The sequence below is a fragment of the Enterobacter sp. EC_64 genome, assembly GCF_019584165.1.
GTDB classification, from domain to species: domain Bacteria; phylum Pseudomonadota; class Gammaproteobacteria; order Enterobacterales; family Enterobacteriaceae; genus Enterobacter; species Enterobacter roggenkampii.
In genome coordinates this window covers 171,022-195,321 of record NZ_VDAS01000002.1, presented here as the reverse complement: position 1 = coordinate 195,321, position 24,300 = coordinate 171,022, and the positions used below count along the sequence as shown (strand labels likewise).

General features: G+C 56.2%; 22 protein-coding genes. 3 read left to right on the top strand and 19 right to left on the bottom strand.

The annotated features are described in order from the left end of the window. Positions 1-38 precede the first annotated feature (38 nt). Positions 39-1,082, bottom strand: coding sequence for a GMP reductase (locus FHC52_RS02470; protein ID WP_023293282.1), 1,044 nt, complete (start codon positions 1,080-1,082; stop codon positions 39-41). 228 nt (positions 1,083-1,310) lie between these two features. On the opposite strand from FHC52_RS02470, the gene coaE reads away from it, so the two are divergent. Genes coaE through yacG form a run of 3 tightly spaced genes read left to right on the top strand, consistent with a single transcriptional unit; the run spans position 1,311 to position 2,878 of the window. Continuing rightward, complete coding sequence (coaE, locus tag FHC52_RS02465; protein ID WP_220419892.1) at positions 1,311-1,931, top strand: dephospho-CoA kinase; 621 nt, start codon at positions 1,311-1,313, stop codon at positions 1,929-1,931. Next, positions 1,931-2,674, top strand: coding sequence for a cell division protein ZapD (gene zapD / locus FHC52_RS02460; RefSeq protein ID WP_008501972.1), 744 nt, complete (start codon positions 1,931-1,933; stop codon positions 2,672-2,674). Before coaE ends, zapD begins: the two co-directional genes overlap by 1 nt. Before the next feature lie 9 nt (positions 2,675-2,683). Continuing rightward, a complete protein-coding gene (gene yacG, locus FHC52_RS02455) occupies positions 2,684-2,878 on the top strand; it encodes a DNA gyrase inhibitor YacG (RefSeq protein ID WP_126287611.1) in 195 nt (64 codons plus the stop codon). A 25-nt stretch (positions 2,879-2,903) separates the two neighbouring features. On the opposite strand, the gene mutT is transcribed toward yacG, so the two are convergent. From mutT to rsmH, 18 genes are all read right to left on the bottom strand, one after another. Continuing rightward, positions 2,904-3,305 (bottom strand): 8-oxo-dGTP diphosphatase MutT, encoded by a 402-nt coding sequence (mutT, locus tag FHC52_RS02450; protein ID WP_220419891.1) that lies wholly within the window; start codon positions 3,303-3,305, stop codon positions 2,904-2,906. A 57-nt stretch (positions 3,306-3,362) separates the two neighbouring features. After that, positions 3,363-6,068 carry a preprotein translocase subunit SecA gene (gene secA, locus FHC52_RS02445; protein WP_021240521.1) on the bottom strand — a complete coding sequence of 902 codons (2,706 nt, stop codon included), beginning with the start codon at positions 6,066-6,068 and terminating at the stop codon, positions 3,363-3,365. 58 nt (positions 6,069-6,126) lie between these two features. Then, positions 6,127-6,630 carry a secA translation cis-regulator SecM gene (gene secM / locus FHC52_RS02440; protein ID WP_074165536.1) on the bottom strand — a complete coding sequence of 168 codons (504 nt, stop codon included), beginning with the start codon at positions 6,628-6,630 and terminating at the stop codon, positions 6,127-6,129. Between the two features lie 278 nt (positions 6,631-6,908). Then, a complete protein-coding gene (gene lpxC / locus FHC52_RS02435; protein ID WP_008501977.1) occupies positions 6,909-7,826 on the bottom strand; it encodes a UDP-3-O-acyl-N-acetylglucosamine deacetylase in 918 nt (305 codons plus the stop codon). A gap of 101 nt (positions 7,827-7,927) precedes the next feature. Further along, positions 7,928-9,079: a cell division protein FtsZ gene (gene ftsZ / locus FHC52_RS02430; protein ID WP_008501978.1), complete on the bottom strand. Its 1,152-nt coding sequence runs from the start codon at positions 9,077-9,079 to the stop codon at positions 7,928-7,930. A gap of 63 nt (positions 9,080-9,142) precedes the next feature. Beyond that, positions 9,143-10,399, bottom strand: a complete 1,257-nt coding sequence (ftsA, locus tag FHC52_RS02425; RefSeq protein WP_006173845.1) for a cell division protein FtsA — start codon at positions 10,397-10,399, stop codon at positions 9,143-9,145. Then, positions 10,396-11,238 carry a cell division protein FtsQ gene (gene ftsQ / locus FHC52_RS02420; RefSeq protein WP_220419890.1) on the bottom strand — a complete coding sequence of 281 codons (843 nt, stop codon included), beginning with the start codon at positions 11,236-11,238 and terminating at the stop codon, positions 10,396-10,398. Before ftsQ ends, ftsA begins: the two co-directional genes overlap by 4 nt. A gap of 1 nt (position 11,239) precedes the next feature. Further along, positions 11,240-12,160 (bottom strand): D-alanine--D-alanine ligase, encoded by a 921-nt coding sequence (locus tag FHC52_RS02415; RefSeq protein WP_045371602.1) that lies wholly within the window; start codon positions 12,158-12,160, stop codon positions 11,240-11,242. Continuing rightward, positions 12,153-13,628, bottom strand: a complete 1,476-nt coding sequence (murC, locus tag FHC52_RS02410) for a UDP-N-acetylmuramate--L-alanine ligase (RefSeq protein WP_023326695.1) — start codon at positions 13,626-13,628, stop codon at positions 12,153-12,155. Before murC ends, FHC52_RS02415 begins: the two co-directional genes overlap by 8 nt. Before the next feature lie 56 nt (positions 13,629-13,684). Then, a complete protein-coding gene (gene murG, locus FHC52_RS02405) occupies positions 13,685-14,749 on the bottom strand; it encodes an undecaprenyldiphospho-muramoylpentapeptide beta-N-acetylglucosaminyltransferase (protein WP_021240525.1) in 1,065 nt (354 codons plus the stop codon). Further along, positions 14,746-15,990, bottom strand: a complete 1,245-nt coding sequence (gene ftsW, locus FHC52_RS02400; RefSeq protein WP_008501983.1) for a cell division protein FtsW — start codon at positions 15,988-15,990, stop codon at positions 14,746-14,748. Before ftsW ends, murG begins: the two co-directional genes overlap by 4 nt. Next, positions 15,990-17,306, bottom strand: coding sequence for a UDP-N-acetylmuramoyl-L-alanine--D-glutamate ligase (gene murD, locus FHC52_RS02395; protein WP_032675946.1), 1,317 nt, complete (start codon positions 17,304-17,306; stop codon positions 15,990-15,992). Before murD ends, ftsW begins: the two co-directional genes overlap by 1 nt. Before the next feature lie 2 nt (positions 17,307-17,308). Continuing rightward, a complete protein-coding gene (gene mraY, locus FHC52_RS02390; protein WP_008501985.1) occupies positions 17,309-18,391 on the bottom strand; it encodes a phospho-N-acetylmuramoyl-pentapeptide-transferase in 1,083 nt (360 codons plus the stop codon). Further along, positions 18,385-19,743: a UDP-N-acetylmuramoyl-tripeptide--D-alanyl-D-alanine ligase gene (gene murF, locus FHC52_RS02385; protein WP_220419889.1), complete on the bottom strand. Its 1,359-nt coding sequence runs from the start codon at positions 19,741-19,743 to the stop codon at positions 18,385-18,387. Before murF ends, mraY begins: the two co-directional genes overlap by 7 nt. Then, positions 19,740-21,227, bottom strand: a complete 1,488-nt coding sequence (gene murE, locus FHC52_RS02380; protein WP_023326692.1) for a UDP-N-acetylmuramoyl-L-alanyl-D-glutamate--2,6-diaminopimelate ligase — start codon at positions 21,225-21,227, stop codon at positions 19,740-19,742. The genes murF and murE overlap by 4 nt, the downstream gene beginning before the upstream one ends. Continuing rightward, positions 21,214-22,980, bottom strand: a complete 1,767-nt coding sequence (locus tag FHC52_RS02375; protein WP_008501988.1) for a peptidoglycan glycosyltransferase FtsI — start codon at positions 22,978-22,980, stop codon at positions 21,214-21,216. The genes murE and FHC52_RS02375 overlap by 14 nt, the downstream gene beginning before the upstream one ends. Before the next feature lie 15 nt (positions 22,981-22,995). Further along, the gene (gene ftsL, locus FHC52_RS02370; RefSeq protein WP_008501989.1) at positions 22,996-23,361 is read right to left on the bottom strand and encodes a cell division protein FtsL; all 366 of its coding nucleotides are present in this window, start codon (positions 23,359-23,361) and stop codon (positions 22,996-22,998) included. Beyond that, positions 23,358-24,299, bottom strand: coding sequence for a 16S rRNA (cytosine(1402)-N(4))-methyltransferase RsmH (gene rsmH / locus FHC52_RS02365; RefSeq protein ID WP_021240527.1), 942 nt, complete (start codon positions 24,297-24,299; stop codon positions 23,358-23,360). The genes ftsL and rsmH overlap by 4 nt, the downstream gene beginning before the upstream one ends. Position 24,300 lies beyond the last annotated feature (1 nt).

The following is a 24,300-nucleotide window of genomic DNA, read 5'->3' as shown; positions in this document are numbered from 1 at the left end:
AACAGGGCTGGCGCACGGGCATGCGCCAGCGATAGCCATTACAGGCTGTTGAATACGCGGTTTTCTTGTTCCTGAACGCGAATAAACGTCGTACGCTTTGTCAGCTCTTTCAGGCGGGAGGCGCCAACGTAGGTGCAGGCAGAGCGCAGGCCGCCGAGGATATCGCGTGCGGTGTTTTCAACCGGGCCGCGCAGAGGCAGCTTGACGGTTTTACCTTCTGCCGCACGGTATTTTGCCACGCCGCCGACGTGACGGGTCATCGCAGACTCAGAGCTCATACCGTAGAACAGCATAAATTTCTCGCCGTTCTCTTCTACTACGGTACCGCCGCTCTCTTCGTGACCTGCCAGCATGCCGCCGAGCATCACGAAGTCCGCGCCGCCGCCGAAGGCCTTTGCAACATCACCCGGCATGGTGCAACCACCGTCGCTGATGATCTGGCCGCCCAGACCGTGCGCCGCATCGGCACATTCAATGACGGCAGAGAGCTGCGGATAACCGACGCCGGTTTTGACGCGCGTGGTGCATACGGAGCCCGGACCGATGCCCACTTTCACGATATCGGCACCGGAGAGGATCAGCTCTTCACACATTTCACCGGTCACCACGTTGCCCGCGATGATGGTTTTCGTCGGCCAGGCCTCACGCGCCTTGCTGACGAACTGTACGAAGTGCTCGGAGTAACCGTTCGCCACATCAATACAAACGAAGTTCAGCGCCGGGTTAGCCTTCAGAATCTGTTTGGTCTTCTCGAAATCCGCATCGGAGGTACCGGTGGAGACCATCACGTGCTTCACCACATCAGCAGAGGCGGACGCCACAAACGCATCCCACTCTTCAGGGCTGTAATGTTTGTGCACGGCGGTGAGGATGTCGAACTGTGCCAGCGCGGTTGCCATCTCAAAGGTTCCCACAGTATCCATGTTGGCAGCGATGATCGGCACGCCAGACCAGGTCTGACCGGAATGCTTAAAGGTGAATTGACGTTCGAGTTCAACGTCTGAGCGACTTTTCAGTGTAGAGCGTTTAGGGCGGATAAGAACGTCTTTGAAACCTAACTTCAGATCTTCTTCGATACGCATGTGCGGATTCCTGGGGTTAGAGGCAAATATGTTAAAAGCACAACTCCAGTGACGCTATCATACGCACTAATACCTGCTCCGCAAGACTGCGAAATTCTCTTTTTTTACGCTACAATCCTATAAATTTACCTGGTAAAAAGCCGGTAAACAGGGCTAAACAGTTGCTGGCGCACCTGAGAGTTTTAATCAACTGATTTTAATAATGAATAATTCCCAGGATTTGATTTAATGGGGTATATCGTTGCATTAACCGGTGGCATCGGTAGTGGCAAAAGTACCGTTGCAGACGCGTTTTCTCGTTTGGGTATCACGATTATCGATGCCGATATTATTGCCCGCCAGGTGGTAGAGCCCAATACACCCGCGCTTAAGGCCATCGCAGAACATTTTGGCCAGGCAATCATCAATGCCGATGGCACGCTAAATCGCCGTCAGCTTCGCGAATGCATTTTTTCCGATTCAGCGGAAAAAGCCTGGCTTAATGCCCTGCTCCATCCCATTATCCACCAGGAAACACAGCGTCAGATAGCCGAAGCCCGCTCGCCCTATGTCTTGTGGGTGGTTCCGCTGCTGGTGGAAAATCAGCTGCATCAGAAAGCCGATCGGGTACTGGTGATTGATGTCGCACCCGAGACGCAAATCCAGAGAACCATGACGCGAGACCATGTCTCGCGCGAGCATGCTGAACATATTCTCGCCGCTCAGGCCACGCGCGCTCAGCGCCTTGCCGTGGCGGATGATGTTATTGATAATAACGGCGCACCAGATGCTATTGCATCGGATATTGCCCGTCTGCACGCGCAGTATCTGACGTTAGCCGGGCAGGCCGTTGCACAGGAAAAACCATAATGTCGACTCACATCCTTTTTGAGCATCCGCTCAACGAAAAAATGCGTACCTGGCTACGTATCGAATTCCTCATTCAGCAGCTTTCACAACATCTGCCGGTTAACGATCACGCTACGGCGTTGCACTTCTTCCGCAATGTAGGCGATCTGCTGGATGTGATTGAACGCGGCGATGTCCGCACAGAATTGCTTAAAGAGCTGGAGCGCCAGCAGCGTAAATTGCAGGCATGGGCTGAGGTTCCGGGGGTGGACGTAAGCCGTATCGATTCCCTTCGTCAGCAGCTTAAAACCAGCAGCAGCATCCTGATGGCCGCACCGCGCGTCGGGCAGTTTTTGCGTGAGGACCGCCTGATTGGCCTGGTGCGCCAGCGCCTGAGCATCCCTGGCGGTTGCTGCAGCTTCGACCTGCCGACGCTGCATATGTGGCTCCATATGCCACAAGCGCAGCGTGACGCGCAGGTGAACAGCTGGCTGGCAAGTCTGGAGCCGATGCACCAGACGCTGTCGCTGATCCTCGATCTGATCCGTAACTCGGCGCCGTTCCGCAAGCAAACCAGCCTGAACGGTTTCTACCAGGACAACGGTGATGATGCCGATCTTCTGCGCCTGAATTTATCGCTTGGCGAACAGCTTTATCCGCAAATTTCCGGGCATAAGAGCCGCTTTGCGATTCGCTTTATGCCGCTGGACAGCGAAAATGGCACCGTGCCGGAACGCCTCGATTTTGAACTGGCCTGTTGTTAAGGAGTGCCGATGTCTGATGTCACCACCGTAAACTGCCCGACCTGTGGCAAAGCCGTTGTCTGGGGCGAAGTGAGTCCGTTCCGCCCATTCTGCTGCAAACGCTGCCAGCTTATTGACCTGGGCGAATGGGCGGCGGAAGAGAAACGCATCCCGAGTAAAGGCGATCTTTCGGACAGCGATGACTGGAGTGAAAACCAGCAGTAATCTGTAAAGCCTGCTGGCGCGTCGCTTAGCAGGCCTTCGGTTGTTCGACTAACCGCAGGATCACAGGCTCATTAGCTGGCGGGAATTTTTCGGCATCACTTGCCTGAAGCTCCACCCAGTTACCCGGCTGCCCCTCTTTCCCCCAGGGTTCACCTTCCCAGTTTTCCACCAGCCAGAACCACAGCGTGATGTGTCTGTCCGGAAACTGGTATTCAAGCTTATCAAACAGCGTTGCGCCAAGCGGGGTGATCCCCACCTCCTCCTGAAGCTCGCGAACCAGCGCCTCTTCCGGCGTTTCACCTGACTCGATTTTACCGCCTGGAAACTCCCACTTGTTTGCCATATGGACGTCGGCAGCGCGCTGGGTGATGAAGATTTGATTTTGCGGGTTGCGAATAATCCCGACGGCAATTTGCAGTATTTTCATATTGTCACTTCCATAAAAAAGGCGCAGAAATCTGCGCCTTTTTGTTTTTTTATGAACTTAGCTCAGACGGCCGTGGCACGCCTTGTACTTTTTACCAGAACCGCACGGGCATGGATCGTTACGACCCACTTTACGATCGCCGGTTTGCGCGGCGATCGCCGCTGCGGCTTCGCTGTCGTCGGTCTGATGGCTCAGCTGTTGCATTTGTGCCAGACGCTCGGCTTCTTCACGACGCTGCTGCTCCATCGCTTCCACTTCTTCCGGCATGCGCACCTGAACCTTGCTCAGGGTGCTGATGACTTCATACTTCAGCGACTCAAGCATAGAGGCAAACATGGAGAAGGACTCACGCTTGTATTCCTGCTTCGGATCTTTCTGCGCATAGCCACGCAGGTGGATACCCTGACGCAGGTAGTCCATCGCCGCCAGGTGCTCTTTCCACAGGGAGTCCAGCGTCTGCAGCATCACGCCTTTTTCGAAGTGACGCATCATTTCAGCGCCAACCACTTCTTCCTTGCGCTTGTAGACGTCCAGCGCGGTTTCGTAGATACGCTCGCGCAGGGTCTCTTCGTGCAGCTCAGGCTCTTTATCCAGCCACTCTTTGATAGGCAGATCGAGGTCAAAGTCGTTTTTCAGACGTTCCTGCAGGCCTTCGATGTCCCACATCTCTTCCAGAGACTGCGGCGGAATGTGCGCATCAATCGTGGCTTTAAACACATCTTCGCGAATGCTGTTGATGGTTTCGCTCACGTCGGACACGTCCAGCAGTTCGTTACGCTGGGTGTAGATCGCACGACGCTGATCGTTAGCCACGTCGTCATATTCCAGCAGCTGCTTACGAATATCGAAGTTGCGGCTTTCCACTTTACGCTGTGCGTTCGCGATCGCTTTGGTAACCCACGGGTGTTCAATGGCTTCACCCGGCTTCATGCCCAGCTTGCGCATCATGCCGGACACGCGGTCGGAGGCGAAAATACGCATCAGCGCATCTTCCATCGACAGGTAGAAGCGGGAAGAACCGGCATCACCCTGACGACCCGCACGGCCACGCAGCTGGTTATCGATACGACGCGATTCGTGACGCTCGGTACCGATAATGTGCAGACCGCCGGATGCCAGCACCGCGTCGTGACGCACCTGCCAGTCGGCCTTAATCTGAGCAATCTGTTCAGGCGTTGGGTTTTCCAGCTCAGCCACCTCGGCCTGCCAGCTACCGCCCAGCATAATATCGGTACCACGACCCGCCATGTTGGTGGCGATGGTTACCGCAGCCGGATAACCTGCCTGCGCAACGATATCCGCTTCTTTGGCGTGGAATTTGGCGTTCAGTACGTTGTGCTTGATGCCCGCTTTCGTCAGCTCGTGAGAAACCACTTCGGATTTTTCAATGGAGATGGTCCCCACCAGAACCGGCTGGCCTTTAGCAGTACGCTCGCGAATGTCTTCGATGATCGCCTGAATTTTTTCCGCTTCGGTCATGTACACCAGGTCCGGCATATCCTTACGGATCATCGGACGGTTGGTTGGAACGACCACGGTATCCAGCTTGTAGATAGAGCTGAATTCAAACGCTTCGGTATCGGCTGTACCGGTCATGCCCGCCAGCTTCTCGTACAGACGGAAGTAGTTCTGGAAGGTGATAGAGGCCAGCGTCTGGTTTTCGTTTTGAATATCCACGCCTTCTTTGGCTTCTACAGCCTGGTGCAGACCGTCAGACCAGCGACGTCCCTGCATGGTACGACCGGTGTGCTCATCGACAATGATCACTTCGCCGTCTTTTACGATGTAGTCGACGTCGCGGGTGAACAGCGCGTGGGCACGCAGCGCTGCGGTCACGTGGTGCATCAGCATGATGTTGCTCGGAGAGTACAGAGACTCGCCCTCTTCCATAATGCCTTCAGCCACCAGCAGCTCTTCGATTTTCACCAGACCACGCTCGGTCAGGTTCACCTGGCGCGCTTTTTCATCCACGGAGAAGTGACCTTCACCCTGGAAGGTATCCGAGTCTTCTTTCTCCTGGCGCAGCAGGTGTGGAATGATTTTGTCGACCTTACGGTACATCTCGGAGCTGTCTTCAGCCGGGCCGGAGATGATAAGCGGGGTACGCGCTTCATCAATCAGGATGGAGTCCACCTCATCCACCAGCGCGTAGTGCAGCTTACGCTGGACGCGCTCTTCAGGGCTGAACGCCATGTTGTCACGCAGGTAGTCGAAGCCGTATTCGTTGTTGGTACCGTAGGTAATGTCCGCGTTATACGCTTCACGCTTGGCTGGTGCAGGCAGGCCAGACATGTTGATGCCGACGGTCATGCCGAGGAATTCGAACAGTGGACGGTTGTTTTCGGCGTCACGCTGCGCCAGATAGTCGTTGACGGTAACGACGTGAACGCCTTTACCGGTCAACGCATTCAGGTAAGCCGGCAGCGTTGCGGTCAGGGTTTTACCTTCACCGGTACGCATTTCCGCGATGCAGCGTTCGTTAAGCACCATCCCGCCCAGCAGCTGAACGTCGAAGTGACGCATGCCGAACACGCGCTTACTTGCTTCACGCACGACCGCAAATGCTTCCGGGATCAGGCTTTCTAAGGTTTCACCTTTTTCCAGACGCGCACGAAATTCCGCCGTTTTCGCTTTCAGCTCATCATCAGAGAGCTTCTCCATCGCCGGTTCCATACCGTTGATGACGGCAACAGCTTTGCGCATACGGCGCAGGGTACGATCGTTACGACTACCAAAAACTTTAGTTAATAATTTGATTAGCATAATAAATTCTCAAACGCCCCATCATGGGCAGATAAATTAAGGTATTGAAAAAGTTAATTTAGCTGAGGCGTTGAGGCCCGGCGCGAATGCCGTGAACCTGGCTAATCCAGGTTGAAACAGAGAATGAAACAGGAGGAACGAGCGCGCGTTGCGCCGTCTGGCGAACCATGACCGGCGGCTGGCTGTCCTGCGTGAGCAGCGCGTTGAGCGTGTCCAGCAGGGCAAGATGCTGCGCCTGCACCGGCAGCGCCTCTTCCGCAACAGGCATTGCCTGCGGCGCCATCGCGAAGGAGAGATGGCGGATAACCGTGCGGATAGCGTGCTGGTGCCAGTAATCAACGGAGAAATTCGGGCGGCGACTGGCTTCAAGCCAGGCGAGATTTGTAAAGTTAACCCGCGTATTGAGATCGTGTTTGCTGGTAGAGGTCTTCGTCGGCGTCGCCGCTTCGGCACTGTTGCTGAGCGCAGGCAAGCCGAAACTCGCCGCGACCATCCCTAATAAGAGATGCGGCCAGAAGTAACGTCTGCCAAATTGTCGCCAGCGCGTCAGTATTCCGCTCACTTGCTCCACCACATAAGCCAGCCTGCTACAGGCTATCTTCAGTTATTTTTTTAAGCGCCCAGATATTACCACTAAAGCCAATACACATCAGCAGGAATGAGGCGCCGCCGCGGGGAAAAACGGTCAAGAATGCAGCTAACGCACACACTTTCTGCGCAAGACAGACTAGAAATAACGCTGGGGCAAACAAAGAAGGGTAAAAATAAAAACGACTGGTCTTCCTGGCCGGAGAGAGTACCAGGTTAACCAGTCGATTTTTTACGAAACGGCGTGAACCGTTACGCCAGAACCATGCTTGGCGCTTTGAAAGCCAACGGCAGTTCTGCTTCGTCTTCGAAGGTCACATATTCCCAAGCTTCCTGTTTTGCCAGGACGGCCTGCAACAGTTTGTTGTTCAGCGCATGACCGGATTTGAACGCGGTAAATGCACCAATGATGTTGTGACCACACATGAACAGGTCGCCGATAGCGTCCAGCATTTTGTGACGAACGAATTCATCTTCGAAACGCAGGCCGTCTTCGTTCAGTACGCGATAATCGTCAACAACGATGGCACAATCGAAGCTGCCGCCCAGGCACAGGCCGCGGGACTGCAGATATTCGATATCACGCATGAAGCCAAACGTACGGGCTCGGCTGATCTGGCGCATAAACGCATCGGCAGAGAAGTTCATCGCATAGCGCTGGGTGCTGGAATCAATCGCCGGATGGTTAAAGTCGATGGTAAAGTCCAGCGAGAAACCATTGTACGGTTTAAATTCGGCCCACTTGTCGCCATCTTCGACGCGAACGGTCTCTTTGATGCGGACAAATTTCTTCGCGCAGTTCAGTTCTTCGATGCCGGCATCCAGCAACAGATAGACGAACGGTGCAGCACTGCCATCCATAATCGGAATTTCTGGCGCGTCGACTTCAACAATAATGTTGTCGATACCCAGACCCGCCAGGGCGGCGTTCAGGTGCTCTACGGTAGAAATCCGCACGTCATGCTCGTTCACCAGACAAGTACAGAGCATAGTATCACGCACAGATTTGGCATCGGCCGGAAAATCTACCGGTGGATTCAAGTCGGTGCGACGATAGATGACCCCGGTATTGGCCGGCGCAGGGCGTAACGTCAGCGTGACTTTCTTGCCGGTATGTAAACCGACACCCGTCGCCTGAACGATACGTTTAAGTGTCCTTTGTTTGATCATCGTATAATCTCGCCAAATTAACTATCCAACCGAGAGTGTATATCACTAACGGTGGGCCAGTTTAGCACAAAGAGCGCAAATCCCCTAATTCCAGCCAATTCTTAATCAGCTTGCTTACGCAGGAACGCCGGGATATCCAGATAATCTGGCTCTTTCGCCGTTTGCGGCGTTGGGTCGTTCACCACTTTCGCGGCCGGTTTCTGCTCCTGAGTCAGCGGAGACATACCGTGCTGCTGGTAACGATCCATGACCGGTTGCTGAGTCTGCTTGTTAGTCACTAAGGTGATCTCAGGACGCTTGTCCATACCGATACCGGTTGCAACAACGGTAACACGCAGCTCGTCGTTCATTTCAGGGTCAAGTGAAGTACCGATTACCACGGTAGCGTTGTCAGAGGCGAACGCACGGATGGTGTTACCCACGGTTTCGAACTCATCCAGACGCAGGTCAAAGCCAGCGGTAATGTTGACCAGCACGCCGCGCGCACCAGACAGGTCGATATCTTCCAGCAGTGGAGAAGAGATAGCCATTTCAGCCGCTTCTTCTGCACGGTCTTCGCCGCTCGCCACGCCAGAGCCCATCATCGCGTAGCCCATTTCGGACATCACGGTGCGAACGTCTGCAAAGTCAACGTTCATCAGGCCAGGACGGGTAATCAGTTCAGCGATACCCTGAACCGCGCCTTTCAGCACGTCGTTTGCTGCACCGAAGGCGTCCAGTAGGGAGATACCGCGACCCAGAACTTTCAACAGTTTGTCGTTCGGGATGGTGATCAGCGAGTCCACATGCTTGGACAGTTCGGTGATACCCTGCTCCGCGAAGGCCATACGCTTCTTGCCTTCAAAATTGAAAGGCTTGGTCACGACAGCAACGGTCAGGATACCTAAATCTTTAGCTACTTCAGCCACAACAGGTGCTGCGCCGGTACCGGTACCGCCACCCATACCTGCTGCGATGAAGACCATGTCCGCACCTTCCAGTGCAGCGCGCAGGGCTTCACGATCTTCTTCAGCCGCATTGCGACCCACTTCCGGGTTAGCCCCAGCTCCCAGCCCTTTGGTGATACCACCGCCGATCTGGATAGTCTGGCCTACCGCCGTCTTACGCAGTGCCTGCGCATCGGTGTTAACCGCGAAGAATTCAACACCTTCAATGCGTTCACGCACCATATGCTCTACGGCGTTACCGCCGCCGCCACCGACGCCGATGACTTTAATCACCGCGTCGTTGGTCAGTTCCATAGGTTCAAACATAATTTCTCTCTCCGTTGTGCCTGTCGCCCGAGACCGCTAATTCTCTCCGGTCTCTTAAAAAAATTAAAACTCTTTTCGCAACCAGTTGTTCAGTCGTTTGACCCACGACCCCACTGAGACGCGTTTTTCCACTTCCGCTTCACCACTGAGATGAGATTCCTTCCCGTAGTGGAGCAGGCCCACAGCCGTTGAATAATACGGCTCCTGAGCATAATCCGTTAAACCGGTAATATTCAGCGGCGCCCCAATACGTACCTGCGTATGGAAGACGCGCTGCGCACAGGCCGCAAGACCTTCAATTTGCGCTGCACCGCCGGTTAATACAATCCCCGCCGCAAGATGATGTTTAACACCCTGCTGACGAAGCTGTTCCTGTAACTGTAAAATTTCTTCGTTGACCAGGTTGAGCAGCTCGGTATAGCGCGGCTCGATCACCTCTGCCAACGTCTGGCGCTGCAGGCTGCGCGGTGGACGACCACCGACGCTTGGCACTTCAACGCTCTCATCTTTGCCAACGATAGAACCCAGCGCACAGCCGTGGCGCACTTTAATCGCTTCTGCATCGCTCGGTGGCGTACCAAAAGCGTAAGCAATATCGCTGGTCACGACGTTTCCTGCGTACGGGATCACTTTGGTGTGGCGCAGCGCACCGCCGGTATACACGGCCATGTCCATTGTACCACCACCAATATCGACCACACAGACACCCAGTTCACGTTCATCTTCGGTCAGTACGGAATAACTTGCCGCCAGACCGGCGAAAATAAGTTGGTCAACTTTCAGGCCACAACGTTCAACGGCTTTTACAATGTTCTTCGCCATATCGTTGTGACATGTGATCAGGTGCACTTTTGCCTGCATACGAACGCCTGACAGACCAACCGGGTTTTTGATCCCTTCCTGGTAGTCAATCGCATATTCCTGCGGGATCACGTGCAATACGCGATGCTCATCGCGAACACGCACGGACTTCGCCGTATGCACAACGTTTTCAACGTCTTCCTGCGTCACTTCCTCTTCGGAAATCGGCACCATGCCGATTTCGTTCTGGCAGCTAATGTGCTTACCAGAAAGGGCAAGATAGACAGAAGAAATCTGGCAATCTGCCATCAATTCAGCCTGATCGATGGCGCGCTGGACGCATTTCACCACCGATTCAAGATCGTTTACCCCACCTTTATCCATACCACGTGACGGGCAACTGCCCACGCCAATGATATTGACCATACCGTCGGGCAGAACTTCCCCTACTAAAGCGGCAACCTTCGCGGTGCCAATCTCCAGTCCAACTACCAGTTTTCTGTCCGTCGCCTTGATCATTGTTGTTCTGCCTGTACCTGTGCCTGATTCTGTTGCTGATTAGGTTCCTCGACCGGAGCCGGTACCCAACCGACTGCTGCGCCTGAGTCATAGCGCAAATCAACGTAGCTTATCCGTTTGCCGTCAGTCTGTGCCTGCTGCTGTAAAACCGGGTAAAGTTCGACAAAACGCGCCAGACGCTTCATGGTGTCCCCGCGTCCCAGGTTGAGCTTAATGCCGTTCGTTAACGTAAGCTGCCAGGAGCGGCGCGCCGTCATTGCAGCATCTTTTAACGTAAACCTGTCCTTCGCCAGCACCTGGCCCATTTCACGAAAACCCTGTAAAACCTCGTTTTCGCTGCCTTCAGGGCCATACAACATCGGTAAATTCTGCTTGTTGACACGATCGGTCGGGACGCTGAAGGAATTTCCGTCGACGTTAACCATGTGCTGATCATTCCAACGCGCAATGGGCACATATTCAACCAGATGAATCTTCAATTCATCAGGCCATTGCTTTCTTACGCTCGCCTGTTTTATCCATGGCAGACGTTCAATCTGGCTCTGGATAATATTGACGTCCTGCGTCATAAAGGTGCCAGGCGAACCCAGCGCCAGTATTGACTGGCGAATATCGTCGTTACGCGTGTAGTGACGCTCACCGGTGACCACCAGCTTAGAAAGCGGCAACCGCTGCGCATCTTCCATCCAGCCCAGGACCATCCAGCCGCTGATAAACACGGTGCACAGCACCCCGAGCAGGAAAATGATGCCTGCAAGACGCGTTCCATTACTGCGGCGTGAAGAGGTGTATTCTTCCTCGTCATCGCGGTTGCGCGTGTTCAATGCAGCCTGAGACATATCAGCCCGCCTGGTCCAGAATGCGTACGACTAACTGCGAGAAGCTCATCCCCGCCTGACGCGCAGCCATCGGCACAAGGCTGTGGCTCGTCATACCCGGAGAGGTGTTGGCTTCCAGCAGATAAAATTGTCCATCTTTGTCCTGCATCACATCGATGCGTCCCCAGCCCTGGCAACCCAGAACATGCCAGGCTTTAAGCACCAGGGACTGTAAATCGGCTTCACGCTCATCTTCAAGACCACTTGGGCAGAAATATTGCGTCTCATCAGAGAGATACTTCGCCTCATAATCATAGAAGACTCCGGCGGGTTGGATACGGATTGACGGTAAAATTTCTTCGCCAAGCATCGCGACGGTAAATTCCGGCCCGCTAAGCCATTTTTCTATCAGAACTTCATCATCATGTTGAAATGCCAGCGCTAAAGCGGACGCTAAATCGTCAGCTTTGTCGACTTTGGACATTCCCACGCTGGAGCCTTCCCGACTGGGCTTTACAATAACCGGTAAGCCCAGTTCAGCAATGCGTGCATTAACGCTATCCGGCAGGCCCAATTCAAATTCGCGACGCGTCAGTGCCACCCATGGCGCAACAGGTAAACCTGCGCCCTGCCACAGCAGCTTGCTGCGCAGTTTATCCATAGAGATAGCAGACGCCATCACGCCGCTGCCGGTGTATGGCAGACCGATCAGATCCAGAAGCCCCTGCAGGGTGCCGTCTTCGCCGCCACGACCGTGTAAAGCGATAAAGACTTTATCGAAGCCCATGGCTTTTAACTGCGTCACGTCGACCTCTTTTGGATCGACCAGGTGCGCATTGACGCCACCTTCACGCAGGCCCGCCAGTACAGCGGCGCCTGAATTCAGGGAAACCTCGCGCTCGGCGGAGGTGCCGCCAGACAGGACAGCAATCTTATCAGCCATGATGCTCATCCTCCTGGTTTTGCGGCTTCAGTTTGATTTCAGCTAAGGTACGGGCGATTTTGCCGATATTTCCCGCACCCTGAATCAGAATCAGATCGTTACCTGTCAGGACCGGTGCCAGAATTTCCGCCACCTGCGCAGGGTCAGAAACCAGAATAGGGTCAACTTTACCGCGTCCACGAATGGTGCGACACAGAGAACGGCTGTCTGCACCAGGAATCGGCGTCTCGCCTGCGGCGTACACATCCAGCATTAACAGGGTGTCTACCTGTGACAGGACGCTGGCGAAATCGTCATACAGATCGCGTGTACGCGTGAAGCGGTGCGGCTGGAACACCATCACCAGATTTTTATCTGGCCAGCCTGCACGAGCGGCTTTAATGGTGGCGTCCACTTCGGTCGGATGGTGGCCATAGTCGTCCACCAGCATCGCCGTACCGGCTTTACCGTTCACGGCATCCAGCGGGAATTCACCGAGGAAATCGAAACGACGCCCGGTGCCCTGGAAGCTTTCCAGTGCGCGCAGAATCGCATCGTCATCAATGCCTTCTTCCGTCGCGACGGCCACTGCCGCTGCGGCATTGAGCGCGTTATGGCGCCCTGGCGCATTCAGCGTCACGTGCAGCAGCTCTTTGTCCTGACGCGCCAGCGTGAAGTGTCCCTGCGCGCCAATCTGTTTGTACTCTTCCACGCGGACGTCAGCGTCTTCGCTGAAGCCGTAGGTGGTGATTTGACGACCCACGCGCGGCAGCAACTCGCGGATCACCGGATCGTCCACGCACATCACCGCGCGCCCGTAGAACGGCAGGTTGTGCAGGAAGTTGATAAAGGTCTGCTTTAAGTTCTCGAAGTCACCCTGGTAGGTATCCATATGGTCAGCTTCGATGTTGGTGACAATCGCCACCATCGGCTGCAGGTGCAGGAACGACGCGTCGCTCTCGTCCGCTTCAGCAATCAGATAACGACTGTGGCCCAGACGCGCATGTACGCCCGCGGCTTTGACCAGGCCGCCGTTGACGAACGTCGGGTCGAGACCCGCTTCTGCATAAATACTGGAAACCATCGCCGTGGTCGTGGTTTTACCGTGGGTCCCGGCAATCGCGATGCCGTGGCGGAAGCGCATCAGTTCCGCCAACATTTCGGCACGGCGGATCACCGGAATGCGCGCGTCGTGAGCGGCAACGATTTCCGGGTTGTCAGAAGAGATGGCGCTTGAGACCACCACCACGCTCGCATCGCGCACGTTTTCCGGGCGATGGTTGAAATAGATAGTCGCCCCAAGCGACGCCAGCTGCTGCGTTACAGGGTTTGGCGCCAGGTCAGACCCACTGATCTGATAGCCTTCGTTAGCTAACACTTCGGCAATACCGCCCATGCCGGCACCACCGATGCCAACAAAGTGAATGTGCCGGACGCGACGCATCTCGGGCACGATTGAACGCAGTTTTGCCAGTTGTTGTGTATTCATTCTCTAAACGCCATCGACTACTTAAAATTCGTGCCGCGCTTCACGCGCTGCGAGGGTTAAGCCTGGGCTGCCAGGCTCACTTCTTTTGCCACCCGTTCCGTCGCATCAGGGATAGCCGCCGCGCGCGCGCGTTCAGCCATCTCAAGCAATACGTCTCTGTTCCAGCCCGCCAGGGTGGTGGCGACCGCGTCAGCGGTAAATTGTGGCTGCTCAAAAATTTTCGCCGCACCGGCTTTCTCAAGCGGCAGGGCATTCCAGTACTGCTGTCTGTCTTTGTGCTGGAAAGGCACAAACAGGGCTGGCAGACCCGCGGCAGCGATTTCGCTTACCGTTAAGGCGCCAGAACGACAGACCACGACATCGGCCCAGGCATAGGCTGCAGCCATGTCGTCGATAAATTCCGTCACGTTATGCTGCGGCTGCCCCGCCTCGGCGTAAGCCTGCTCAACGGTCTGCTGAGCGCCTTTTCCGCTCTGGTGCCAGATGGTGACGGCATCCCCCAGCTTTGCAGCAACCTGCGGCATCGTCTGGTTTAAAATGCGTGCCCCCTGAGAGCCACCGACGACCAGCACACGAACCGGCCCTTCACGACCCGCCAGGCGAGCGTCCGGCAACGGCAGCGCCAGTACGTCCACACGGACCGGGTTACCTACCACGTCCGCTTTCGGGAACGCGCCGGGAAACGCCTGCATGACTTTGGTGGCGATTTTCGCCAGCCATTTGTTGGTCAGACCGGCAATACCGTTCTGCTCATGCAGGACGACGGGAATACCTAACGACCACGCGGCTAACCCGCCCGGCCCCGAGACATAGCCGCCCATGCCCAGCACCACATCGGGCTTAAAGCGCTTCATAATGGTGCGCGCCTGACGCCAGGCGTTAAAAATGCGCACCGGAGCCAGCAGCATTGCCTTGAGGCCTTTGCCGCGCAGGCCGGAAATACGAATAAAGTCGATCTCAATACCGTGTTTCGGTACCAGGTCGGCCTCCATGCGGTCTGCGGTTCCCAGCCAGCGTACCTGCCAGCCCTGATCCATTAAATGGTGTGCAACCGCCAGTCCCGGGAACACATGTCCGCCGGTACCGCCTGCCATCACCATTAACCGCTTCGGTTGATTCATCGTGAACCTCGTGTAAACGCCTGGGCTTTTTCCAGACGCGTTTCATAATCTATGCGCAACAACAGCATGATGGCCGTCGACATAATCAACAGACTGGAACCACCATAACTGATCAACGGCAACGTCAGACCTTTGGTCGGCAGCATACCCGCTGCGGCCCCGACGTTAACCAATGCCTGGAAACTAAACCAGATACCAATTGAGCAGGCCAGGAAGCCTGAGAAACGGTGATCGATCTCCAGCGCTTTCCGGCCGATGGACATGGCGCGGAAAGCGACGAAGAATACCATTAATAGCGCTAATACCACACCGATATAACCCAGTTCTTCCGCAATAATGGAGAAGATGAAGTCAGTATGCGCTTCCGGTAAATACTCCAGTTTCTGTACCGAGTTACCCAGCCCCTGTCCCCAGAGCTCACCACGACCAAAGGCCATGAGTGACTGCGTCAGCTGATAACCACTGCCGAACGGGTCTTCCCACGGGTTCCAGAAAGAGGTCACGCGGCGAATACGGTAAGGCTCGGCGAGGATCAGCAGCACAACCGCTGAAATCCCCATCCCAATGATGGCGATGAACTGCCACAGCTTCGCGCCCGCCAGGAACAGCATGGCCAGCGTGGTGACAAACAGTACAACCACCGTACCGAGGTCAGGCTGCGCCAGCAGTAAGACCGCCAGCACCAGAATCACGCCCATCGGTTTTAAGAAGCCGCGCAGGTTGTTACGCACTTCATCTACTTTACGCACCAGGTAGTTCGCCAGGTAGCAGAACAGGGAGAGCTTGGTAAATTCCGCAGGCTGAATACGCAGCGGGCCAAAGGCGATCCAGCGTGATGCCCCGTTTACGGAGCTCCCCACCACCAGAACGATCAGCAGCATAATGATCGAGGCGATCAGCATCGCCGTACTGTGCCGCTGCCAGAACTCCATCGGTAGACGCAAGGTCACCAGCGCCAGGCAGAATGCCAGGATGATGTACAGACCATCACGTTTGGCAAACAGGAAAGGATCGTTCGCCAGACGCTGCCCGACGGGCATTGACGCTGACGTCACCATAATAAAGCCGACCGCCGCGAGCCCCATTGTGAGCCAGAACAGCGTGCGGTCGTACATGATCAGGCTGTCGTTATCTTTTTGACGAGAGCCCATCACCCAGCCTTTGAGCGCCGCAAACAACCACACCAGGATCCCAAATCCTGGCAGGCGCGGCATTTTCAGGCGAGGGAGAGATAAACGCATCAGCCTAACTCCTTCGCCAGGCGGGTAAAGACATCACCACGCTGTTCGAAATTCTTGAATTGATCCAGACTTGCACAGGCCGGAGAGAGCAGCACCATATCACCCGGCTTCACGCGAGGGGCAATCAGCCGCATCGCCTGTTCCATGGTTTCGGTTTGCTCGGCGATCTCAGGGCGCAGTTCAGCCAGCTCGCTGCCGTCACGGCCGAAGCAGTAGAGACGGATGTTATCGCCGGAGAGATACGGCTTCAGGGACGAGAAATCAGCAGACTTACCGTCGCCACCCAGCAGCAGATGCAGGGTACCGTCAACGTGCAGCCCGTTCAGCGCGGCCTCCGTGCTGCCCACGTTGGTGGCTTTGGAGTCGTTGATCCAGCGCACGCCGTTGTGCTCCAGCGCCAGCTGGAAACGGTGCGCCAGGCCAGAAAACGTGGTTAACGCTTTCAGGCTCGAGGAGCGCGGCAGCCCGACAGCATCCGCCAGCGCCAGCGCCGCCAGCGCATTGGTATAGTTGTGCTGACCAGAGAGCTTCATCTCTTTCACGTTCAGCACTTTCTCACCTTTCACGCGCAGCCAGGTTTCGCCCAGCTGGCGGTTCAGATGGTAATCACCCATGGTGATGCCAAAACTGATGCAGCGCTCGTCTGCGCCACGCACCGGCATGGTCAGCGCGTCATCGGCGTTCACCACGCAGACTTTGGCATTCTCATAAACGCGCAGCTTGGCGGCACGGTACTGCTGCAGACCAAAGGGATATCTGTCCATGTGATCTTCAGTCACGTTGAGGATCGTCGCAGCGGCAGCATGCAGGCTGGAGGTCGTTTCCAGCTGGAAGCTGGAAAGCTCGAGAACATACAGTTCACAACCTTTATCCAGAAGCATCAGAGCAGGCAAACCAATGTTACCGCCAACGCCGACGTTCATGCCCGCCGCTTTTGCCATTTCCCCCACCAGGGTGGTGACGGTGCTTTTACCGTTAGAACCGGTAATCGCGATAACGGGCGCCTGCGCTTCGCGGCAGAACAGCTCGATATCGCCAACAATCTCAACGCCCGCATCTGCGGCAGCGCTCAGGGAAGGATGCGCCAGCGCCATACCCGGGCTGGCGACAATCAGATCGGCTTCCAGCAGCCAGTCATCATTCAGACCACCCAGGTGGCGTTCAACCTGTTCCGGCAGCTTGTCCAGACCCGGCGGAGAGACACGCGTATCCATCACGCGCGGCGTCACGCCACGCGCGAGGAAAAAGTCCACGCAGGAGAGCCCCGTGAGGCCCAACCCGATGATAACGACTTTTTTGCCCTGGTAATCTGCCATGATTAACGTACCTTCAGCGTTGCCAGGCCAATCAGCACCAGCATCAGCGAAATAATCCAGAAGCGCACAATGACGCGCGGCTCCGGCCAGCCTTTCAGTTCATAGTGGTGGTGAATCGGCGCCATACGGAAGATGCGCTGACCGCGCAGCTTGAAGGAGCCGACCTGCAAAATCACCGACAGCGTCTCAACCACAAACACGCCGCCCATGATCACCAGCAGGAACTCCTGGCGCAGCAGCACGGCAATAATGCCCAGCGCGCCGCCCAAAGCCAGTGAACCGACGTCACCCATAAAGACCTGAGCCGGATAGGTGTTGAACCACAGGAAGCCAAGACCCGCGCCGACAATCGCCGTACAGACGATCACCAGTTCACCCGCATGACGCAGATAAGGGATGTGCAGGTAGTTCGCAAAGTTCATGTTACCGGTCGCCCACGCCACCAGCGCAAAACCGGCCGCCACGAAGACGGTAGGCATGATTGCCAGGCCATCCAGACCGTCGGTCAGGTTAACGGCGTTACCGGTGCCGACAATCACAAAGTACGCCAGCAGAATGTAGAACAGACCCAGCTGCGGCATCACGTCTTTAAAGAACGGCACGACCAGCTCGGTCGCTGGCGTGTCTTTCCCGGCCAGATACAGCGCGAAGGCCACGCCCAGCGCGATCACCGACATCCAGAAATACTTCCAGCGGGCAATCAGGCCTTTGGTATCTTTGCGGACGACTTTGCGGTAATCATCGACGAAACCGATGATCCCGTAACCCACCAGTACCGTCAGCACACACCAGACGTACGGGTTGGACGGGTACGCCCACAACAGCACGGAAACGACGATGGCAGTCAGGATCATGATCCCGCCCATGGTCGGCGTACCGCGCTTGCTGAAGTGCGATTCCGGGCCGTCATTACGCACAACCTGGCCGAAAGAGAGCTTTTGCAGACGGGCAATCATGCGCGGGCCCATCCACAACGAGATGAACAGCGCAGTCAGCAGGCTGACGATGGCGCGAAACGTCAGATATGAAAAGACGTTAAAGCCTGAGTAATATTTGACCAAATGTTCGGCCAGCCAAACTAACATGTCCCGTTCTCCTGTAATGCGTGCACAACCTCTTCCATGGCGGCACTACGTGAACCTTTCACTAACACTGTCACAATTTGTTTTTCTGTCATTAATGCCTTAAGGCGCTCAATCATCGCGGCTTTATCGGCAAAATGCTCGCCAACGCCGCTGGCCTGGCTAATCGCCTGGCTCAATTTTCCTGTGCTCAGTACACAGTCCAGCCCCGCCGCTTTCGCCGCTTCACCGACCTGGGTATGACAGGCTTCGCTTTCGTCGCCCAGTTCTGCCATGTCGCCAACCACCATGATGCGGTAGCCCGGCATTTCAGATAACACCTGCACCGCCGCCGTCATCGAGCCAACGTTCGCGTTGTAGGAATCATCCAGCAGCAGCTTGTTTTCCGAAAGCTGAATCGGGAACAGGCGTCCCGGCACGGCTTTCAGGTTCGCCAGCCCGGCTTTGATTGCCGCATGTGAAGCGCCCACCGCCGTTGCCAGCGCCGCCGCCGCAAGGGCATTGGCGATGTTATGGCGACCCGGCAGCGGCAGCAGCACCTCCACGCCACCCGTTGGGGTAGTGAGGGTGAACTCGGTGCCGTGCGACGTCACATGGATATTGGGCGCCGTAAAATCACTGTTGGCCGCATTTGGAGAGAAGCGCCAGGTTTTACGCGCACCAATGATGCTCTGCCAGTTCAGCCAGTCGTTGTTGTCGGCGTTCAGAATGGCGATACCGTTATCCGGCAGGCCGGTGTAAATCTCGCCTTTCGCTTTCGCCACGCCTTCCAGCGAGCCAAAGCCTTCCAGGTGCGCAGCCGCGAGGTTATTCACCAGCGCCGCTTCCGGGCGAGTCAGGCTTACGGTCCAGGCGATTTCACCCTGGTGGTTTGCGCCTAACTCGATCACCGCATAGTCATGCTCTTTGGTCAGGCGAAGCAATGTCATCGGCACGCCGATGTCATTATTGAGGTTGCCCGCGGTAAAAAGCGTATTGCCGCACTGGCTGAGGATCGCCGCCGTCATCTCTTTCACTGACGTTTTGCCTGATGACCCTGTCAGCGCGACGACGCGAGCCGGCACCTGCTGACGAACCCAGGCAGCCAGCTCACCGAACGCGAGACGCGTATCTTTCACCACAACCTGCGGCAGATCGATATCAAGCTTGCGGCTGACCAGCAGCGCACCGGCGCCGTTCTCTTTGGCCTGCTCGGCAAAATCATGCGCGTCAAAACGCTCGCCTTTCAGCGCCACAAAGAGACAGCCTGCGGTGACTTTACGGGTGTCCGTCGTCACGGCATCGATGGTCAGGTCTTGCCCGTGCAGGTCGCCGTGCAGTACCGCTGCGGCCTGGCTTAAGGAGAGGCTAATCATGCGACGACTCCCAGCAGGCGAGCTGCCGTTACGCGATCCGAGTAATCCAGACGGCGATTGCCAACAATCTGATAATCTTCATGGCCTTTGCCCGCCAGCAGAACAACGTCATTCTCCTGCGCCTGCATGATGGCGTTTGTCACGGCTTCAGCACGGCCTTCCACGACGCGCGCGCGGCCTGCGTCCAGCATACCCGCCAGAATGTCATTAATGATGGCGCGCGGCTCTTCGGTACGCGGGTTGTCATCGGTAACAACCGGAATATCCGCGAACTGTTCCGCAATCGCCCCCATCAGCGGGCGTTTGCCTTTGTCGCGATCGCCGCCGCAGCCAAACACGCACCAGAGCTTACCGGTACAGTGCAGGCGCGCCGCTTCCAGCGCTTTTTCCAGCGCATCCGGCGTGTGGGCATAATCAACCACAACGGTCGGCTTACCCGGCGCGCTAAATACTTCCATACGGCCACAAACCGGCTGCAGTCGCGCGGCGGTTTTCAGCAGTTCAGCCATCGGGTAACCCAGCGCCAGCAGCGTTGCCAGCGCCAGCAGTAGGTTGCTGACGTTAAACGCCCCCATCAGGCGGCTTTCAATTTCGCCTTCCCCCCAGGAAGAGGCAAAGCGGATGGTCGCCCCGCTGTCGTGATAATTCACCTCAACCGCCTTCAGCCAGCGGCCGTGGCAGTTCGGATTGATATGGTCTTCCATCGAGACGGCAACCGCATCCGGCAGCTTCGCCAGCCAGCGGCGGCCCACTTCATCGTCGGCGTTGATGATGGCCTGACCGTAATGGTGAGTAGAGAACAGCAGCCATTTCGCGGCTTCGTAGTGCTCCATATCGCCATGATAATCAAGATGGTCGCGGCTCAGGTTGGTAAACACGGATGCAGCAAATTTCAGCGCCGCGACGCGGTGCTGTACCAGACCGTGCGAAGAGACCTCCATCGCGGCAAAGGTTGCTCCCTGCCCTGCCAGACCGGCAAGCACGTGCTGTACGTCAACCGCCGAGCCGGTGGTGTTTTCCGTCGGGCTCACTTTGCCCAGCAGACCGTTACCCACGGTCCCCATCACCGCACCGGTTTCACCCAGCAGCTGTGCCCACTGCGCCATCAGCTGCGTGGTGGTGGTTTTACCGTTCGTACCCGTTACGCCAACCAGACGCAGCTGGTCGGAAGGTTCGTGATAAAAACGTCCCGCCAGTGCGGAAAGACGTTCGTTTAACTGGCTGAGATAGATGACCGGCACGCCGTGCATTTCACGGATCTCACCGTCGGTTGCCTCATCTTTAGCCTCAGCAATAATGGCAGCCACACCTTGCGCAATCGCCTGCGGGATATAACGACGCCCGTCCGCCTGATGACCGACCACCGCCACAAAAAGATCGCCAGAAGCCGCTACGCGGCTGTCCAGAACCATCTCTCGCAGTGCTCGCTCCGGTGCATTTGGCACCCACGGAGCGAGAAGGTCGCGCAAATTACGATCTGCCACCTGTACCCTCGCCTTGATTAATTACAAATTCACTTTTTTCGCCCGTCGCCAGCGCATCCGGTTCAATGTTCATGGTGCGTAACACGCCGCCCATGATGGCCCCGAACACAGGCGCGGAGACGGCGCCGCCGTAGTATTTACCCGCCTGTGGATCGTTTATCACGACCACCAGCGCAAAACGCGGATTGCTTGCAGGCGCAACGCCTGCGGTATAGGCAATGTATTTGTTGATGTAGCGGCCGTCTGGCCCCACTTTTTTCGCTGTACCGGTTTTAATGGCGATACGATAGCCTTTAATCGCCGCCTTCACGCCGCCGCCGCCCGGCAGCGCCACGCTTTCCATCATGTGCACCACGGTACGAACGATAGATTCCGGGAAGATACGCTCGCCCGGGACCGGTGGATCAACTTTGGTAATCGACAGCGGGCGATAGACGCCATAGCTGCCAATCGTTGCGTAGACTCGCGCTAACTGTAACGGGGTTACCATTAGCCCGTAGCCGAAAGAGAAGGTGGCCCTCTCTATGTCAGACCACCGTTGTTTTTGAGGATATAAGCCACTGCGTTCTCCGACCAACCCCAAATTGGTCGCCTTTCCCAGTCCAAAACGTGAGTAAGTCTCTACTAACGCTGAGGACGGCATCGCTAACGCCAGCTTTGAAACACCGACGTTACTCGACTTCTGTAACACCCCGGTCAGGGTCAATTCGCTGTAGCGCGCCACGTCTTTTATCTCGTGGCCGTTAATACGGTATGGGACAGTGTTCAGTACCGTGTTTTCATTGACAATACCGCGCTGGAGCGCGGTCATCACCACCATCGGCTTCACCGTGGAGCCGGGTTCGAACACGTCGGTAATTGCCCGGTTACGCATGGCATCTTTTGCGGTGCCGGTAAAGTTGTTCGGGTTGTAGGACGGGCTGTTGGCCATCGCCAGCACTTCACCGGTGCTGACATCCACCAGCACGGCGCTGCCTGACTCCGCCTTGTTGAACGCCACCGCGTTGTTCAACTCGCGGTAGACCAGCGCCTGCAGGCGCTCGTCGATACTCAGGGCCAGGTTATGCGCTGCCTGACTGTCCGTGGAAGAGATATCTTCGATGACGCGCCCGTAACGGTCCTTACGCACGATTCGCTCGCCCGGCTGGCCGGTGAGCCACTTATCGAAGCTTTTCTCAACGCCCTCAATCCCCTGGCTGTCGACGTTGGTAAAGCCAATGAGGTGAGCGGTTACTTCGCCGGATGGGTAGTAACGGCGGGATTCTTCACGCAGATGAATACCCGGCAGCTTCAGTTTGCGAATGTAGTCCGCCATGTCAGGGTTAACCTGACGCGCCAGATAGATAAAACGTCCTTTCGGGTTCGCGTTAACGCGGGAAGCCAGCTGATCCAGCGGCATTTTCAGCGCATCAGAGAGGGCTTTCCAGCGGTTATCAAGGGTAATGCCACCGGCGTCGTGCAGCTCTTTCGGATCGGCCCAGATCGCTTTCACCGGCACGCTCACCGCCAGCGGACGACCGGAGCGGTCGGTGATCATCCCGCGGGACGTGGAAACCTCCTGAACGCGCAGAGAGCGCATATCGCCCTGGCGTACCAGCATGTCAGGGGCGACGATTTGCAGCCAGGCCACGCGGCCCAGTAGAAAACCCAGCGCCAGTAAAATGCAGCCGCAAAGCAACGCAAAACGCCAACTGATAAAGTTGGCCTGTTCTTCCTGACGTTTTGGTTTTAGCGTTTTTGCCGCTGCTTTCATGCGTCGCGTTTTCCCTTATTTTTGTACTACGATATTTTCCTGTGAAGGATCAACATGCTGCAGCTGCAGCTTTTCCGTCGCGATCCGTTCAACCCGGCTGTGATCGCCGAGCGCGTTTTCTTCAAGGATCAGATTTCGCCATTCAATATCCAGCGCATCGCGTTCCAGTACCATCTGCTCGCGTTGCGCAGTCAATAAACGTGTGTGGTGGGCGGTGGTGACCACCGTCACAGCCGTGACAATGATGCAAATGAACAGACAGAGTGGCAGTTTCCCAAACCGCAAAAGATCGTCGCCGATCACGCCAGGCAAGGCATGGCGCTCGTTGCTTCCTAACGAATCCTTAACTTTGCTTAGGGTCTCTGTCACTCTGCCGATCATGCGTTCGTCCTCTCTGCAACACGCAGCACTGAACTACGGGCGCGTGGATTCTCTGCCACCTCTTCTTCGCCCGGCATCAACTTGCCTAATGCTCGCAACTGACGGCCACCCAGCTTCCTGAGTTGTTCTTCCGTCATCGGCAGCCCCGCGGGTACCTGTGGACCGCGGCTTTGTTCACGCATAAAGCGTTTCACAATACGGTCTTCCAGCGAATGGAAGCTGATGATGGATAACCGCCCACCCGGGGCAAGCACGTCGAGCGAGCTTTTTAGCGCCAGCTCTATTTCCTCCAGTTCACTGTTTACCCAGATGCGAACCGCCTGGAAGGTACGGGTCGCGGGATGTTTGTGCTTATCCTTCACCGGCGTTGCCGCCGCGATCACCTCGGCCAACTCTTTGGTGCGGGTCATCGGCTCAATGCGATTGCGCTCAACAATGGCGCGCGCAATACGTTTGCCAAAGCGCTCTTCGCCGAAGGTTTTGATGACCCATGCAATATCCGCTTCGTCAGCGGTCTGTAACCACTCGGCGGCAGACTGGCCGCGAGTCGGGTCCATACGCATGTCCAGCGGACCGTCACGCATAAAGGAGAAACCGCGTTCAGCGTCATCAAGTTGGGGTGAAGAGACGCCAAGATCGAGAAGAATCCCGTCGATCTTGCCCGTCAGGCCGCGCTCAGCCACATAGTCCGCGAGCGCAGAAAAAGGTCCATGCACGATGGAAAAGCGTGGGTCATTGATAGTCTGTGCAACGGCAATTGCCTGCGGATCGCGATCGATTGCCAGCAGACGCCCCTCCTCACCCAGTTGGGAGAGGATCAAACGCGAGTGACCACCGCGACCAAAAGTGCCATCAATGTAGATGCCATCCGGACGAATATTCAGGCCGTTAACGGCTTCGTCCAGTAACACCGTTTTATGTTTATAATTTTCCATCATA

What these genes read in the sequence shown, in the direction of transcription:
- FHC52_RS02470 (WP_023293282.1), bottom strand. Translation starts at nt 1,082, where the DNA reads ATGCGTATCGAAGAAGATCTGAAGTTAGGTTTCAAAGACGTTCTTATC.
- coaE (WP_220419892.1), top strand. Translation starts at nt 1,311, where the DNA reads ATGGGGTATATCGTTGCATTAACCGGTGGCATCGGTAGTGGCAAAAGT.
- zapD (WP_008501972.1), top strand. Translation starts at nt 1,931, where the DNA reads ATGTCGACTCACATCCTTTTTGAGCATCCGCTCAACGAAAAAATGCGT.
- yacG (WP_126287611.1), top strand. Translation starts at nt 2,684, where the DNA reads ATGTCTGATGTCACCACCGTAAACTGCCCGACCTGTGGCAAAGCCGTT.
- mutT (WP_220419891.1), bottom strand. Translation starts at nt 3,305, where the DNA reads ATGAAAATACTGCAAATTGCCGTCGGGATTATTCGCAACCCGCAAAAT.
- secA (WP_021240521.1), bottom strand. Translation starts at nt 6,068, where the DNA reads ATGCTAATCAAATTATTAACTAAAGTTTTTGGTAGTCGTAACGATCGT.
- lpxC (WP_008501977.1), bottom strand. Translation starts at nt 7,826, where the DNA reads ATGATCAAACAAAGGACACTTAAACGTATCGTTCAGGCGACGGGTGTC.
- ftsZ (WP_008501978.1), bottom strand. Translation starts at nt 9,079, where the DNA reads ATGTTTGAACCTATGGAACTGACCAACGACGCGGTGATTAAAGTCATC.
- ftsA (WP_006173845.1), bottom strand. Translation starts at nt 10,399, where the DNA reads ATGATCAAGGCGACGGACAGAAAACTGGTAGTTGGACTGGAGATTGGC.
- ftsQ (WP_220419890.1), bottom strand. Translation starts at nt 11,238, where the DNA reads ATGTCTCAGGCTGCATTGAACACGCGCAACCGCGATGACGAGGAAGAA.
- FHC52_RS02415 (WP_045371602.1), bottom strand. Translation starts at nt 12,160, where the DNA reads ATGGCTGATAAGATTGCTGTCCTGTCTGGCGGCACCTCCGCCGAGCGC.
- murC (WP_023326695.1), bottom strand. Translation starts at nt 13,628, where the DNA reads ATGAATACACAACAACTGGCAAAACTGCGTTCAATCGTGCCCGAGATG.
- murG (WP_021240525.1), bottom strand. Translation starts at nt 14,749, where the DNA reads ATGAATCAACCGAAGCGGTTAATGGTGATGGCAGGCGGTACCGGCGGA.
- ftsW (WP_008501983.1), bottom strand. Translation starts at nt 15,990, where the DNA reads ATGCGTTTATCTCTCCCTCGCCTGAAAATGCCGCGCCTGCCAGGATTT.
- murD (WP_032675946.1), bottom strand. Translation starts at nt 17,306, where the DNA reads ATGGCAGATTACCAGGGCAAAAAAGTCGTTATCATCGGGTTGGGCCTC.
- mraY (WP_008501985.1), bottom strand. Translation starts at nt 18,391, where the DNA reads ATGTTAGTTTGGCTGGCCGAACATTTGGTCAAATATTACTCAGGCTTT.
- murF (WP_220419889.1), bottom strand. Translation starts at nt 19,743, where the DNA reads ATGATTAGCCTCTCCTTAAGCCAGGCCGCAGCGGTACTGCACGGCGAC.
- FHC52_RS02375 (WP_008501988.1), bottom strand. Translation starts at nt 22,980, where the DNA reads ATGAAAGCAGCGGCAAAAACGCTAAAACCAAAACGTCAGGAAGAACAG.
- ftsL (WP_008501989.1), bottom strand. Translation starts at nt 23,361, where the DNA reads ATGATCGGCAGAGTGACAGAGACCCTAAGCAAAGTTAAGGATTCGTTA.
- rsmH (WP_021240527.1), bottom strand. Translation starts at nt 24,299, where the DNA reads ATGATGGAAAATTATAAACATAAAACGGTGTTACTGGACGAAGCCGTT.